At 62.5% G+C, this 13,826-nt stretch carries 12 protein-coding genes; 2 read left to right on the forward strand and 10 right to left on the reverse strand.

Going from position 1 to position 13,826, the window contains the following annotated elements:
* Positions 1-295: 295 nt before the first annotated feature.
* The 4 genes from WI754_RS05915 to WI754_RS05930 all read right to left on the reverse strand — a co-directional run bounded on the left by WI754_RS05915 (position 296) and on the right by WI754_RS05930 (position 5,222).
* Positions 296-2,299: an acetyl/propionyl/methylcrotonyl-CoA carboxylase subunit alpha gene (locus WI754_RS05915; protein ID WP_349436767.1), complete on the reverse strand. Its 2,004-nt coding sequence runs from the start codon at positions 2,297-2,299 to the stop codon at positions 296-298.
* A gap of 4 nt (positions 2,300-2,303) precedes the next feature.
* Positions 2,304-2,681 carry a hypothetical protein gene (locus WI754_RS05920; protein WP_349436768.1) on the reverse strand — a complete coding sequence of 126 codons (378 nt, stop codon included), beginning with the start codon at positions 2,679-2,681 and terminating at the stop codon, positions 2,304-2,306.
* 11 nt (positions 2,682-2,692) lie between these two features.
* A complete protein-coding gene (yghU, locus tag WI754_RS05925) occupies positions 2,693-3,604 on the reverse strand; it encodes a glutathione-dependent disulfide-bond oxidoreductase (protein WP_349436769.1) in 912 nt (303 codons plus the stop codon).
* Positions 3,605-3,689: 85 nt separating this feature from the next.
* Positions 3,690-5,222, reverse strand: coding sequence for an acyl-CoA carboxylase subunit beta (locus WI754_RS05930; RefSeq protein WP_349436770.1), 1,533 nt, complete (start codon positions 5,220-5,222; stop codon positions 3,690-3,692).
* A gap of 166 nt (positions 5,223-5,388) precedes the next feature.
* On the opposite strand from WI754_RS05930, the gene WI754_RS05935 reads away from it, so the two are divergent.
* Entirely contained in the window at positions 5,389-6,798 is a 1,410-nt protein-coding gene (locus WI754_RS05935; protein ID WP_349436771.1) for an XRE family transcriptional regulator, read from the forward strand.
* A gap of 18 nt (positions 6,799-6,816) precedes the next feature.
* Here WI754_RS05935 and WI754_RS05940 read toward each other — a convergent pair whose 3' ends face one another.
* The 6 genes from WI754_RS05940 to WI754_RS05965 form a co-directional block, all read right to left on the reverse strand.
* Positions 6,817-7,929, reverse strand: coding sequence for an ABC transporter permease (locus WI754_RS05940; protein ID WP_349436772.1), 1,113 nt, complete (start codon positions 7,927-7,929; stop codon positions 6,817-6,819).
* Positions 7,929-9,056 carry an ABC transporter permease gene (locus tag WI754_RS05945; RefSeq protein ID WP_349436774.1) on the reverse strand — a complete coding sequence of 376 codons (1,128 nt, stop codon included), beginning with the start codon at positions 9,054-9,056 and terminating at the stop codon, positions 7,929-7,931. The genes WI754_RS05940 and WI754_RS05945 overlap by 1 nt, the downstream gene beginning before the upstream one ends.
* Entirely contained in the window at positions 9,053-10,795 is a 1,743-nt protein-coding gene (locus WI754_RS05950; RefSeq protein ID WP_349436775.1) for an ATP-binding cassette domain-containing protein, read from the reverse strand. The genes WI754_RS05945 and WI754_RS05950 overlap by 4 nt, the downstream gene beginning before the upstream one ends.
* Positions 10,792-11,799 (reverse strand): secretion protein HlyD, encoded by a 1,008-nt coding sequence (gene hlyD, locus WI754_RS05955; RefSeq protein WP_349436776.1) that lies wholly within the window; start codon positions 11,797-11,799, stop codon positions 10,792-10,794. Before hlyD ends, WI754_RS05950 begins: the two co-directional genes overlap by 4 nt.
* Entirely contained in the window at positions 11,796-12,497 is a 702-nt protein-coding gene (locus WI754_RS05960) for a CerR family C-terminal domain-containing protein (RefSeq protein WP_349436777.1), read from the reverse strand. Before WI754_RS05960 ends, hlyD begins: the two co-directional genes overlap by 4 nt.
* Positions 12,498-12,834: 337 nt before the next feature.
* On the reverse strand, positions 12,835-13,188 hold the full coding sequence (locus WI754_RS05965; RefSeq protein ID WP_349436778.1) for a MarR family transcriptional regulator: 354 nt from the start codon (positions 13,186-13,188) through the stop codon (positions 12,835-12,837).
* A 95-nt stretch (positions 13,189-13,283) separates the two neighbouring features.
* On the opposite strand from WI754_RS05965, the gene WI754_RS05970 reads away from it, so the two are divergent.
* The gene (locus WI754_RS05970) at positions 13,284-13,823 is read left to right on the forward strand and encodes a hypothetical protein (RefSeq protein ID WP_349436779.1); all 540 of its coding nucleotides are present in this window, start codon (positions 13,284-13,286) and stop codon (positions 13,821-13,823) included.
* The last annotated feature ends 3 nt before the right edge of the window (positions 13,824-13,826 follow it).

Genomic DNA, 13,826 nt, shown 5'->3' on the forward strand with positions numbered 1-13,826 from the left:
TCCAGACGGGGAAAATCCGATGCGATAAATGTCATCAATGCTCCGCTCCCAACCGCCCCGTTCCATTGTGGACCTCTGTGCCCGCGAGACCCCCTCACTTGCAATTTCTAACACTTAGCTAAAGCTAAGATGTTGAAATTGCTATCTCTCCCACAAGGGGAGAGATAGGGCGCCGCGCTGCCGCATTCTACCTCTCCCTCTGTGGGAGAGGACATAAAATCAGCATCTTAGCGCCAGCTAAGTGCTAGATTTTATAGGTGAGGGGGCGTGTTCCTCCCCGGCGACGCGATAACCATCACTCGAACTCCATGATCAACTCGTCCACCGCCAGGCTCGTCCCGGCCGAAACGGCAATCCTCTTCACCACGCCGCGGCGTTCAGCACGCAAAGTGTTTTCCATCTTCATCGCCTCGACGGTGGCGAGCGCCTGGCCGGCTTCGACCATGTCGCCCGGGGAGACGGCAAGCGCGGTGACGACGCCCGGCATCGGGCAGAGCAGCATCTTCGAGGTGTCGGGCGGCAGCTTTTTCGGCATCAGCCGGGCGAGCTCGGCAACACGCGGGCTGCGAACATGGGCGCGCACGTCCATGCCGCGCCAGCGCAGCCGGATGGCGGTGCCGACGAGGTCGATCTTCACGCCCATGGCTGTGCCCTCGACATTGAAGGTGGCATGGCTGCGGCCGGGCATCCAGTCGCCCGCGACCGCGAAAGCCGCTCCATCGGCCATCTGCACATAGGCGCCGTCGGCCGTGGCGTTGAGCGTCACGGCATGTTCCTGGCCGCCGAAGCTGGCGACCCAGTCCTTGCCGATCACCCGGCGGTGATTGCCGATCGTGCCGGAGATCTGCGCCGCGCGGTTCTGCAGGGCGTGATGGATCAGCGTGGCGACCGCAGCCAGCTTGCGGGCCGATGCCGGATCGGGTTCGACGCCGTGGAAGCCGACCGGGAATTCCTCGGCGATGAAGGCGGTGGTGATTTTGCCGGAACGAAACCGGTCGTGCTGCATGACGGCCGAAAGGAACGGCAGGTTGTGGCCGATGCCCTCGACCTCGAAATCGTCGAGGGCGGCGCTCATCGCATCGATGGCCGTCAGGCGGTCCGGCGCCCAGGTGCAGAGCTTGGCGACCATCGGGTCGTAATACATCGAGATCTCGCCGCCTTCGAAGACGCCGGTATCGTTGCGAATGACAATGCCATCCGGCCGCACACCTTCCTGCGGCGGCCGGTAGCGCGACAGGCGACCGATCGAGGGCAGGAAGTTGCGGTAGGGGTCCTCGGCATAGAGCCGGCTTTCGATCGCCCAGCCGTTGAGCCGGACGTCCTTCTGCGAGAAGGCGAGCTTTTCGCCGGCGGCGACCCGGATCATCTGCTCGACCAGGTCGATGCCGGTGATCAGCTCCGTCACCGGATGCTCGACCTGCAGGCGGGTGTTCATTTCGAGGAAATAGAAATTCCGCTCGCCATCGACGATGAACTCGACGGTGCCCGCTGAATGGTAACCAACGGCTTTCGCAAGGGCGACGGCCTGTTCGCCCATGGCGCGGCGGGTCTTCTCATCGAGAAAAGGCGACGGCGCTTCCTCGATGACTTTCTGGTTTCGCCGCTGGATCGAGCATTCGCGCTCGCCGAGATAAAGCACGGTACCGTGTTTGTCGCCCAGCACCTGGATTTCGATGTGGCGCGGCTGCGTCACGAATTTCTCGATGAAGATGCGGTCGTCGCCGAAGGACGACTTCGCCTCGTTCTTCGAGGCCTGGAAGCCGTCGCGGGCTTCCGCGTCGTTCCAGGCGATGCGCATGCCCTTGCCGCCGCCGCCGGCCGATGCCTTGATCATCACCGGATAGCCGATGTCGCCGGCGATCTTCACCGCCTCGTCGGCATCCTCGATCAGGCCCATATGGCCGGGCACGGTGGAAACGCCGGCCTCGGCCGCCAGCTTCTTCGAGGTGATCTTGTCGCCCATCGCTGAAATAGCGCCGACCGGCGGGCCGATGAAGGCAACGCCCGCTTTCTCCAGCGCCTCGGCAAAGGCGGCATTCTCCGACAGGAAGCCGTAGCCCGGATGCACGGCATCGGCGCCGGTCTTCCTGATCGCCTCGAGGATCCTGTTGATGACGATGTAGGACTGGCTGGACGGCGCCGGACCAATATGCACGGCCTCGGCGGCCATCTTCACATGCAGCGCATCCGCATCCGCGTCGGAATAGACGGCGACAGTGGCGATGCCGAGTTTCTTTGCTGATTTGATGACCCGGCAGGCGATCTCGCCGCGGTTGGCGATCAGGATTTTGGAGATCATGGCTTCAGACTTCCATCACGTCTTCAAAGGCTTCCGGGAAACTTCTGCGCGCAACCCGTTCATCGATCCGCAGCAACGCTTCATAGGACGTTGGATCGAAGGGCTCCTCCGCCGCCACGACCTCGCGGCCAAACAAAAGGTTGAGCCTTCCGGCATCGAGATTGCCCCGTTCGAACGGTTCGGCCCCGAAATGGTGCCAGAGCGCATGCAGGAAGGCTGCATCCACCCTGTGTTCGAGCGTGTTCGGGCGAGCGAGGCGCTGCAACGCCTTGAGCGGCGTTACCCCCTTCTCGTTCGCCCGCCGGATGGTGAAATGATGGCCGTGGCCCGGCATGCCGGAGGGAAAGCCTCGATGCTTCGTCATGTCGGGCCGATTGGGCATCTTGGTCTCCTTCAGGCCCTGGCTGCCTGGTTCTGGCCGATCTTGTCCTGCGTCTTCGTATCGAAGTCGGAGGCGTCGTGGCGCTCGTGCAGCTGCTCGAATGGTTCGCCAGACAGGCGGTTGACCATGCGGCCGCGCTTCACGGCGGGACGATTCGCGATTTCAGCGGTCCAGCGCTGGACGTGTCTGTAGCTCTGAACGTCGAGGAAAGTGCCGGAATCGCCATACTGCTTGCCCAGCGCCAGGTTGCCGTACCAGGGCCAGATGGCGATGTCGGCAATGGAGTATTCCGACCCGGCCATGTAGCGATTGTCGGCGAGGTGCCGGTCGAGCACGTCGAGCTGGCGCTTCACTTCCATGGCAAAGCGATCGATCGCATATTGGATTTGCATCGGCGCATAGGCATAGAAATGACCGAAGCCGCCGCCGAGATAGGGCGCCGATCCCATCTGCCAGAACAGCCAGTTCATCGCTTCGGTGCGCGCCTTGTGATCCCCAGGCAGGAAGGCGTCAAACTTGTTGGCCAGATAAAGCAGGATCGAGCCGCTTTCGAAGACGCGGGTCGGTTCCGGCGTGGAATGGTCCATCAGGGCCGGGATCTTTGAGTTCGGGTTGACGTCGACGAAGCCGGAGCCGAACTGGTCGCCATCGCCGATCTTGATCAGCCAGGCGTCGTATTCCGCGCCCTTGTGGCCTAGAGCCAACAGCTCCTCCAGCATGATGGTGACCTTCACGCCGTTCGGCGTCCCCAGAGAATAGAGCTGCAACGGATGCGTGCCGACCGGCAGTTCCTTGTCATGCGTCGGGCCGGCGATGGGGCGGTTGATATTGGCGAACGCGCCGCCATTGGCTTTCTCCCATGTCCAGACCTTGGGGACTTCGTAGCCGGCGGGAAAGTTATCGGCAGGGGATTTTTCGGTCATGAAACTGTCCTTGTTATTGACATGCGCGCTCCAAGGGTGAGCGCGTGTCAAGCATATGGGTAGCCGGCGGCCGCATTGAAGCCCATCACAACGGGATCGTATCGTGCTTGCGCCACAGCTGCTCCTTGCGCTTGTTCCGCAGCGAAGCGAAGGCGCGGGCGATGCGGCGGCGCGACGAGTGCGGCATGATCACCTCGTCGATGAAGCCGCGTTCGGCGGCGACGAAGGGGTTGGCGAAGCGGGTCTCGTATTCCGCGGTGCGGGCGGCGATCTTTTCCGGGTCGTCGAGTTCGGAGCGGTAGAGGATCTCGGTGGCGCCCTTGGCGCCCATCACGGCGATCTCTGCGGTTGGCCAGGCATAGTTGACGTCGGCGCCGATGTGCTTGGAGGCCATGACGTCATAGGCGCCGCCATAGGCCTTGCGGGTGATCAGCGTCACCATCGGCACGGTCGCCTGGCTATAGGCGAAGAGCAGCTTGGCGCCGTGCTTGATGACGCCGCCATATTCCTGCGCGACGCCGGGCAGGAAGCCGGGAACGTCGACCAGGGTCAAAAGCGGGATCGAGAAGGCGTCGCAGAAGCGGACGAAACGGGCGGCCTTGCGCGAACTGTCGATGTCGAGGCAGCCGGCCAGCACCATCGGCTGGTTGGCGACGACGCCGACCGTTTCGCCTTCCAGCCGGATGAACCCGGTGATGATGTTTTTCGCGAAATTCTCCTGCAGTTCGAAGAAATCGCCTTCATCGGCGATGGCATGGATGAGCTCCTTCATGTCGTAGGGCTTGGCTGATGAGTCGGGGATCAGCGTGTCGAGCCGCATCTCGATGCGGGCCGGATCGTCGTGGAACGGGCGCACCGGCGGCTTCTCGCGGTTGTTGAGCGGCAGGAAATCGAACAGCAACCTCACCTGCTCGAGCGTCTCGATGTCGTTCTCATAGGCCGCATCGGCGACCGACGACTTCCTGGTATGGGTGCCGGCGCCGCCCAGTTCTTCCGCCGTGACGATCTCGTTGGTGACGGTCTTCACCACGTCGGGGCCGGTGACGAACATGTAGGAGGAGTCGCGCACCATGAAGATGAAGTCGGTCATCGCAGGCGAATAGACGGCGCCGCCGGCGCAAGGCCCCATGATGACGGAGATCTGCGGGATGACACCGGAGGCCTCGGCATTGCGGCGGAAGACCTCGGCATAGCCGGCAAGCGAAGCGACACCTTCCTGGATACGGGCGCCGCCCGAATCGTTGAGGCCGATGACCGGCGCCCCGTTGCGCACGGCCATGTCCATGATCTTGCAGATTTTTTGCGCGTGGGTTTCCGACAGCGAGCCGCCGAGCACGGTGAAATCCTGCGAGAAGACGTAAACCTGGCGGCCGTTGATCGTGCCCCAGCCGGTGACGACGCCGTCGCCTGCAACCTTTTGGCTTTCCATACCGAAATCGACGGCGCGGTGGGTGACGTACATGTCGTATTCTTCGAAGGAGCCTTCGTCGAGCAGCACCTCGATGCGCTCGCGCGCCGTGAGCTTGCCCTTGGCATGCTGGGCGTCGATACGCTTCTGTCCTCCGCCGAGCCGTGCCTCGGCGCGGCGTGATTCCACTTCCGCAAGAATGGCGCGCATCGCGTGTTCCCCCTCGTGCCCAGCTTCTCCGGCTGCCCTGTTCGAGGCTATTGTGACCGGATTTCTCCCTCTCGCAATAGCCGGCAAAGCATCGAAAAAAAACCTTTGATCATGTGCAAATGCAGAATATACAAATTTGCAAATTGTAAATTGCGAATTTGCGAAAATGGCGATCGGAAAACTTTTCATCGGCCGGAAGGTGCGTGCGCTGCGCGAAACGAGCCGCGCGACCCAGGCGCAATTTGCCGAGCGCATCGGTATCTCGACCAGCTATCTCAACCAGATCGAGAACAATCAGCGGCCGGTATCCGCTTCCGTGCTCCTGGCGCTGGCGGAGAAGTTCCAGATCAGCATCGCCGATCTTTCCTCCGGTGAGGGTGACCGGCTGCTTTCGGCACTTTCGGAGGCGCTCTCGGACCCGCTGTTCGAGACCTATACGCCCAGCCTTCAGGAACTGAAGCTGGTGACACAGAACGCCCCCGGTCTCGCCCACGCGCTGATTGCGGTCCATCAGGCCTATCGCCGCAACAGCGAGCAGCTTGCCAGCTTCGACGATGCGCGCGGGGCGGCTCTGACGGAGACGACACCCTATGAGGAGGTAAGGGATTTCTTCCACTTCGTCGACAATTACATCCACGACATCGACGTCTCGGCAGAGCGGCTGGCCGCGGCCCTCGGAATTGGCGAAGGCGACAGCCATGGGCTGATGTCGGCCTATATCGAGCGGCAGCATGGGGTGCGGATCGTGCGCGGCGCGCCCGACAGTGACGAGCTGCGCCGCTATGATCCGAAGTCGCGCATCCTGACGCTCAACCCCTATGCTCCGGCGCCGACGCGCGATTTCCAGATCGCCCTGCAGATCGCCCAGTTGCATGCCGGCAAGGAGATCGACGCGGTGGCGGCGGCTGCCGGCTTCCGCACCGAGGAAGCCTACGAGATCTGTCGCATCGGCCTGCAGAACTATTTCGCCGGTGCCTTGGTTTTGCCCTATCAGTCCTTCCTCGTCGCGGCGCGCGAGTTGCGGCATGACCTCGAACTGCTGGCGGCGCGTTTCGGCGCCTCGCTGGAGCAGGTGTGTCACAGGCTTTCGACGCTGCAGCGGCCGGGTGCCAAGGGCATCCCGATCTTCTTCGCCCGCATCGACCGCGCCGGCAACATCACCAAGCGGCACAGCGCCGCCAAGCTGCAGTTCGCGCGTTTCGGCGCTGCTTGCCCGCTCTGGAACGTGCACCAGGCCTTTGAAATGCCGGGGCGGATGATCCGTCAGCTGGCGGAAACGCCCGACGGCATGCGCTACCTCTGTCTGGCGACGCAGGTGACGAAGGGTGGCGGCAGTTTCGGCACGCCGAGGCCGAGCTATGCGATCGCGCTCGGCTGCGACATTTCCGATGCGCACAGTTTCATCTATGCCGACGGGCTGGACATGAGCAATCGCGCAGCCTTCGATCCGATCGGCATTTCCTGCCGCATCTGTGAACGCACGAAGTGCACCAGCCGCGCCGTGCCGCCGCTGAAGCGCAAGCTCATCGTCGATCACACGGTGCGCGGCCCACTTCCCTACCGGATCGCGGATTGAGGAAACAATTCCCTGCCGCTATTCCAGCCGCCGCCGAAACAGCCAGGCGGCAGCGCTCAAGGTAACGGCGGCGATCAAGCAGAGTGGGATCGTCTGGTGTACGACCTCGGCAAGGCCGATATCCTTGAGGAAGACGCCCTTCACGATGATCAGGAAGTAGCGCAGCGGGTTGACCAGCGTCACCGGCTGCAGCCAGTCCGGCATGTTCTCGATCGGCGTCGCGAAGCCGGAGAGCAGCATGGCCGGCACCATGAACAGGAAGGCGCCGAGGATGGCCTGCTGCTGCGTCATCGAGAGCGCCGAGATGAACAGGCCGATGCCGACCACCGACGCAAGATAGAAGATGCCGCTGCCATAGAGCAAGAACAGCGATCCCCGGAGCGGCAGACCGAAGATGAAGATGGCCGCCAGGATATAGAGGGTGATGTGAAAGAGGCCGATCATCATCGGCGGCAGGAGCTTGCCGATCAGGATTTCATGCACGCGCAGCGGCGAGACCATCAGCTGGTCGAAGGTGCCGAGTTCGCGTTCGCGGGCAATCGACAGGGCTGTCACGATCAGGCCGATCAGGAGCGCGATGCTGGCGATCAGGTTCGGCACCATGAACCATTGATAGGTGAGGTTCGGATTGAACCAGTTGCGCGGAATGGTCGAGATCGAGCGGGCCGCGGACCGTTTGCCGGCCGGCGTCTCGGCGGCAAGTCCGCCGGCGATCTGGGTCAGGTATCCGGAGACGATCTGCGAGGCGTTGGAGCGACGCCCATCGAGGATGATCTGCAGATCGACCGGCGTTCCCGCCTCGATGCCGCGGGAGAAATCCGGGCCGATCTCGACGGCGGCAATGACATCCTGGCCGTCGATCGCCTCGTGGATCTGTTGCGGATTGGCGGCGATCTCGATCTTCCGGAAGGTTGGCGAACCGTCGATGCGCTCGACCAGTTCCTGTCCCCAATGGCCTGAGTCGCGGTTGAGGATCATGACGTCGACATTGCGCACCTCGAGCGTTGCCGCATAAGAGAAGACGAGGAGCTGGATGAGGGGCGGGCCGATCAGGATGGCGCGGCCCTTCGGGTCGCGCAACACCGCCAGCAGTTCCTTGACGATCAGGGCCCGAAGCCGCGTCCACCACATCAGCCGATCCTCTTCCTTGTGCTGCGGGCGGCGAGCATGAAGAACACAGCGCCGATCGTGAGCATGACGGCGATCGAATGCAGAAACATCGGCCAGATATCGCCGGCGAGGAACACGGTCTGCAGGCTCGGGATCAGGTAGCGCGCCGGCACGATGAAGGTGATCCACTGGATGACATCAGGCATGGAATTGATCTCGAACAGAAAGCCGGAGAGCAGGAAAGCCGGCAGGAAGGCGGTGATCAGCGCCAGTTGCGAGGCGAGGAACTGGTTCTTTGTCGCCGCGGAGATCAGCAGCCCCTGGCCTAGCGCCGGAATGAGGAAGGTCGCCGACAGGGCGTAGAGCGCGACGACCGAGCCGCGGAAGGGCACTCCGAACAGGAAGACGGCGAGCAGCACGCAGAGCGTCATCGCCGCAAGGCCAAGCAGGAAATAGGGAAAGATCTTGCCGATCAAGAGCTCGACCGCCGTCACCGGCGTCGCCATCATCGCCTCCATCGTGCCGCGCTCCCATTCGCGGGCGACCACCAGCGAGGTGAGGAGCGTGCCGACCAGCGTCATGACGATGGCGATCGAGCCGGGGACGAGGAAATAGCGGCTGGTGAGCTCCGGATTGAACCAGAACCGCTGTTCGATGGAGACGGCGGGCGCACCCTCGGCCATCAGTGCCTGCCGCTGGCGCTCCCAATTGGCGATGGTGCCCTGCGCATAGTTCTGGACGAAATTCGCCGTGTTCGGCTCGGAGCCGTCGACGATCACCTGCACCTGCGGGTGGTTGCCGGCGGCATAGTCGGTGGTGAAACTGGCGGGGATGACGAGAATGCCCCGAATGCGGCCATTGACCAGATCCTCCTCGAAAACGCGCCGGTCGCGGCCGGTGGCAACGGTGAAATAACGCGACGCCTCGAAGCTAGCGGCAAGGCTCTGGGTGAGCGGCGTGGTTTCCTCCATGACGAGGCCGACGCGCGTGCGGGTCGTGTCGAGCGAGACGCCATAACCGAACAGGAAGAGCAGGATCAAAGGCAGCACGAAGGCGATCAGCGTCGTGCTGGGGTCCCGCACGGCCTGATAGCTCTCCTTGCGCACGAGCGCCGCGAAGCGCCTGATCCTGTCCGGTGTCGAGCTCATGCCGCTTGCCTCGTTTCGGCTTCGGATTGGCGGATGAGCGCGATGAAGGCGTCCTCCATGGTCGGATCGGGCTGGTCGTCGGTGACGATACTCGCCTTCAGCTCATCTGGAGAGCCGAGCGCGATCGAGCGGCCGCGATAGATCAGCGAGATCCGGTCGCAATATTCGGCCTCCTCCATGAAATGGGTGGTGACGAGCACCGTGACGCCCTTCTCGACCAGTGCGTTGATATGCGTCCAGAATTCGCGCCGGGTGATCGGATCGACGCCGGAGGTGGGCTCGTCGAGGAACAGCGCCCGCGGCTCGTGCATGACGGCGCAGGCGAGCGCCAGCCGCTGCTTCAGGCCGAGCGGCAGGTCCTTGGACGATTGTCCGGCATGGCGGCCGAAATCGAAGATCTCGTTCATCAGGTGGACGCGGTCGCGCTTGCTCCGGCCGGAAAGGCCATAGACGCCGGCGAAGAAATCGAGGTTCTGGGCAATGCTGAGATCGCCATAGAGCGAGAATTTCTGCGCCATGTAGCCGAGCTGGTTGCGTGCGGAGGCGGCATCGCGGCGCAGGTCGAAGCCGGCGACACGGCCTTCGCCGGCGGTCGGCTTCAGCAGGCCGCAGAGCATCTTGAAGGTCGTGGATTTGCCGGCGCCATTCGGCCCGAGCAGTCCAAAAATCTCGCCGCGCTGGATATCGAAGGTGATGCCGTCCGCGGCGGTGAAATCGCCGAAGCGTTTGGTCAGCCCCCTGGCCTCGATGACGGGGCGATCATCTGTTGCGGCCAGCGTCTGCTGCGCTTCAGCGAGTTTGGAGCGCCCGCCCGGCCCGCCGCCGAGCATGTCGACGAAGGCATCCTCGAAGCGCGGCGGGGCAGGGGCAGCCTTTGCGCCGTCTCCGGCGGATCGGAACGCCGGCACTGCACCTTCCCCGGCGACAATCCGCAAGGCCTCGCCCTGGATGACGCCGTCGATGATACCCTCTTCCTCCAAAAGCTTTGCCAGCACCTGCCGCTTGCGCCCGGAGACGCCGGAGACCCGGAACACCCGGTCCTCGACACGTGCGGTCATATCCGCCGGCTTGCCGGAAAACATGAGTTTTCCCTGATTGAGCAGCAGCACGCCGTCGCAGACTTCCGCCTCGTCGAGATAGGCGGTCGACCAGACGACGCCGATGCCTTCCTTCGTCAGGTCTTCGACCATCTTCCAGAGATCGCGGCGCGAGATCGGATCGACGCCGACACCCGGCTCGTCGAGCAGCAGCAGACGCGGTTTCTTCAGCAGCGCGCAGGCAAGCCCCAGCTTCTGCTTCATGCCGCCGGAGAGCTTACCCGCCAGCCGGCTGGTGAAGCGTTTGAGATCGGTGAAGGTCAGGAGTTCGTCGAAGGTCGCCGCCCGCTCATCCTTCGGCAGGCCGCGCAGGTCGGCATAGAGATCAAGGTTTTCCTGCACCGACAGGTCTTCGTAGAGCCCGAAGCGCTGCGGCATGTAGCCGATGGCGGCCTGGATTGCGGCCGGGTTCCTGGCGGTGTCGAAGCCAAGCACGTCGACGCTGCCGCTGTCCGGCAGCATCAGGCCGGTCATCAGCCGGATGAGCGTCGTCTTGCCGGCGCCGTCGGGACCGACGAGCCCGGTGATCTCGCCGCCGAGGATCAAGCCGGACACGGCATCGAGCGCCGGCGGAGCGTCACCGAAGCGCTTCGTCACGTCCGACAGCCGGACCAGTTCGGTCTTGTCGGGGTGGGCGGTCATTGTCCCGCTGCCTCAGCCAAGGGAAGGTGGATGGTGACCGGCATGCCCTGGCGCAAATCCAGGCCCGGCTTGTCGATGACGATGCGCAGCCGGTAGACGAGGTCGGTCCGAAGCTCCGCCGTTTCCACCGATTTCGGGGTGAATTCGGCAACCGGCGACATGAAGCCGATCGTGCCGTCATAAGCGTCGTTCGGGCGGGTGTCGGACGTCACCTTCACCTTCATGCCGGGATGGATGCGGCCGAGATCAGGTTCGGCAACATACGTGCGCACCCAGACCGGCTCCGTCAGCGACAGGACGAAGACGGTGTCCGCCGGCGCAACGATGGCACCGGTTTCGCGTACCCGCGAGAGGATGATGCCGTCATTCGGCGCACGCAGTTCAGTATCTTCCAGTGATGTGCGGGCCGAGGCCAGCGTCGCTTCCGCTGCCTGCAACTGCGCTGCGGCGGCGGCGATGTCTTCGGCGCGGGTCCCTTCCTCGATCAGGTTCAGCGCCTGCCTGGCGGCTTCCGCGCGCGCCGCCGCCATCGCCTTCGCAGCCGTTGCCTGGTCGAAAGCCGATTGCGAGATCGTGCCCCGCGGACGAAGCTGCTGGGCGCGAGTGAGTTCGAGCTCGGCATTCTGGAGTTCCGCGATGCTCGCATTGTAGTTGGCGCGCGTCTGGGCGATCTCGGTCGGGCGGGGGCCGGCCTTCAGCTTGTCGAGCGTGGCGCGAAGGGCAGCAGCATTGGCCTCCGCCGAGCGGACGGCGTAGTCGTAGGGCCGGGCATCGAGCCTGGCGAGAACCGCACCGCTCTTGACGGTGTCGCCTTCATCGGCCGCGACCTCCGACAAACGGCCGTTGACGCGAAAGCCGAGCGAGACCTGGCGAATATCGACATTGCCGTAGAGCACCAGGTCCTCTTGTTCGACGGCCTCCCATCCGAGTTTCGCGGGCAGCTCGAACCACCAGCCAGCGGCTCCCACCGCTGCCAGAAGGAGAATGATGATGATCTTTTTCATGCCCCGCCTCCTTTGACGGGCTCAAGGGCTGCGACGAGCTCGGCGGCCAGATTGCGCAGGGTAGCGACCTCATGCGGACCGGCCGTCTCCCACTCCATCTGAGCGAGCACCGCGGCGTGCGCCATGCGAAAGACGAGGATGCTGCCGATAAAGGAAAAGGCGCGCAGCCGCATATGTTCGGAGGCAGGATCCTCGCCGAGGATCGTGCCGATCAGCCGCCGGGCGATCTCGATCATCGGCCGCATGATGCCCTGATAGACCCGTGCGAAGGCTTCGGTGGGCTCCATTTGCTCGCGGATGATAAAGCGCGCCCAGGATTCGGATTTCTTGCTGACGAAGAGCGCGATCATCGTCTGGGCGATTTCGGCCAGGAAACCACGGGCTTCTTCGGGTGACATCGGCTCCCCGGCTGCATCAAGCGCCACCATGCGGGCGCCGACGCGCTGCCGCATGTCGCCGACATGGTTGCTGATCAGCTCCGTCAGGTAATCGGCAGTGGCGATATAGAGGCCTTCCTTGCCCGAAAAATAATAGGGAATGGCCTGCAGGTTGACGCCTGCGGCATCGGCAAGTCGGCGGGTCGAGGCGCCGTCGAAGCCATAGCGGCCGAACACGTCAAGCGAAGCCGCGAGGAGTTTCTCGCGGGTCAGATCGCTGCGGGACGAGGGGGTATTCTGATCATTTTCAATTTTAGCCATGACGCAGATATACACCGAATTCGATTATCAGTCAATCGAATGAATTTATCGTGTTCCATACGTCTTTGACCCGGGTCATCCGGGGCGAATCGGAATTTTGAGGCTGGGAAGCAATTGTATGCGCGCACGCGCCTGTCGACGCCGGCCCTCCGACATCGAGATAGTCCACATGCTGCGCAAACGCCAGTTGTGGAACGCTCACACCGCTAGACTGTCAATCGCCGAACAGTTCGATGCCTTGGCGGCCGATTCTGAGGTCTCCGCGAAAATCGCCCGACATCGCGGCTAGATCAAATTCTTTGTATGGCCTAAAAAATCGTCACTTAAAACTCATTACCTATCCGGCCCCGAGGGAGCTCAGCTTCTCCAGCAGTTTCTCGGAGATCTCGAATTGTCGTGCCGTTCCGCGACCCATTGAGTTCTTCACGATCTTCTCCTTTAGCATTCCGCGCTTTACCAGAAGATCAACAGTCTCTTTCACGCCGCTGCGCGTCAGAGCCGTAATTTCCATTATATTAGATAATGTTAGCTTCTGGTGGCCCTGGTTCATGCTGTACAGGATGGTCATCATACCGACCTGTTTCAACCTTGCCTGAGGCGTCTCGTCTTCGAGTGGGTGATCGAGAATCTCATGCAGAATGAGACCTGAGAAGGCAAGATTGTGCCATTGAGTCTTGAGCGCTCTTGTCATGTTATTTTACTGTGTTATATACGATAGTATAGCGATGCAGAGAGGTAACCCACCTCCACTGCGACGGGATGTCATGTCTTTGGAGTGTCGTGTCCATGAAAAACCTTCTGCTCAACTCGCTTGTGGGCGCCTGCTACATTTTAGCACCCTATCTTATTTCGGGCAGTAAAGCGCAAGCAAGTGATTGGGGGTGCCAGGTCATCCTTTGCCTCTCCAACCCCGGTAGCCCAACTCAATTTGCGGAATGCCGACCGCCGATCCAGAAACTGTGGCGGGAGCTTGCCAAGGGGCATTCGTTCCCGACATGCAGTGGCGTCGACTTCCACAGTTTGCGCCCAGGCTACGAGCCGTATTACTGCGCAACGGGATACCGCTTGGTGGGCGATTATCGGCCGCGCTGGCGGGAGGCAACCTGCGTGTCGACATCCTTACAGCGCGTGAGTAGTGCGTTCTGCTCCAATAGCAGGGACGGTTACAATTCCAACATCGGTTCTGTCCAGTCACCACGCTGGCAGCGGGAGGGAGGGCGCCTCCAGTGCATGGGGTATTCGACCGCTCGCCCAATTAAGCGATCGCAGCCCCACTATGTCGACGTCACTATCGACGGGTCGGGAACGCAGCGGATCTGGTACTGATCG

It is taken from the genome of Pararhizobium sp. A13 (assembly GCF_040126305.1).
Classification (GTDB): Bacteria; Pseudomonadota; Alphaproteobacteria; order Rhizobiales; family Rhizobiaceae; genus Pararhizobium.

Excerpts from the sequence above, each read along its gene's own strand:
- WI754_RS05965 (WP_349436778.1), bottom strand. The coding sequence starts at position 13,188 with ATGACAAGAGCGCTCAAGACTCAATGGCACAATCTTGCCTTCTCAGGT.
- WI754_RS05920 (WP_349436768.1), bottom strand. The coding sequence starts at position 2,681 with ATGCCCAATCGGCCCGACATGACGAAGCATCGAGGCTTTCCCTCCGGC.
- hlyD (WP_349436776.1), bottom strand. The coding sequence starts at position 11,799 with ATGAAAAAGATCATCATCATTCTCCTTCTGGCAGCGGTGGGAGCCGCT.
- WI754_RS05915 (WP_349436767.1), bottom strand. The coding sequence starts at position 2,299 with ATGATCTCCAAAATCCTGATCGCCAACCGCGGCGAGATCGCCTGCCGG.
- WI754_RS05960 (WP_349436777.1), bottom strand. The coding sequence starts at position 12,497 with ATGGCTAAAATTGAAAATGATCAGAATACCCCCTCGTCCCGCAGCGAT.
- WI754_RS05945 (WP_349436774.1), bottom strand. The coding sequence starts at position 9,056 with ATGAGCTCGACACCGGACAGGATCAGGCGCTTCGCGGCGCTCGTGCGC.
- yghU (WP_349436769.1), bottom strand. The coding sequence starts at position 3,604 with ATGACCGAAAAATCCCCTGCCGATAACTTTCCCGCCGGCTACGAAGTC.
- WI754_RS05950 (WP_349436775.1), bottom strand. The coding sequence starts at position 10,795 with ATGACCGCCCACCCCGACAAGACCGAACTGGTCCGGCTGTCGGACGTG.
- WI754_RS05970 (WP_349436779.1), top strand. The coding sequence starts at position 13,284 with ATGAAAAACCTTCTGCTCAACTCGCTTGTGGGCGCCTGCTACATTTTA.
- WI754_RS05930 (WP_349436770.1), bottom strand. The coding sequence starts at position 5,222 with ATGCGCGCCATTCTTGCGGAAGTGGAATCACGCCGCGCCGAGGCACGG.
- WI754_RS05940 (WP_349436772.1), bottom strand. The coding sequence starts at position 7,929 with ATGTGGTGGACGCGGCTTCGGGCCCTGATCGTCAAGGAACTGCTGGCG.
- WI754_RS05935 (WP_349436771.1), top strand. The coding sequence starts at position 5,389 with ATGGCGATCGGAAAACTTTTCATCGGCCGGAAGGTGCGTGCGCTGCGC.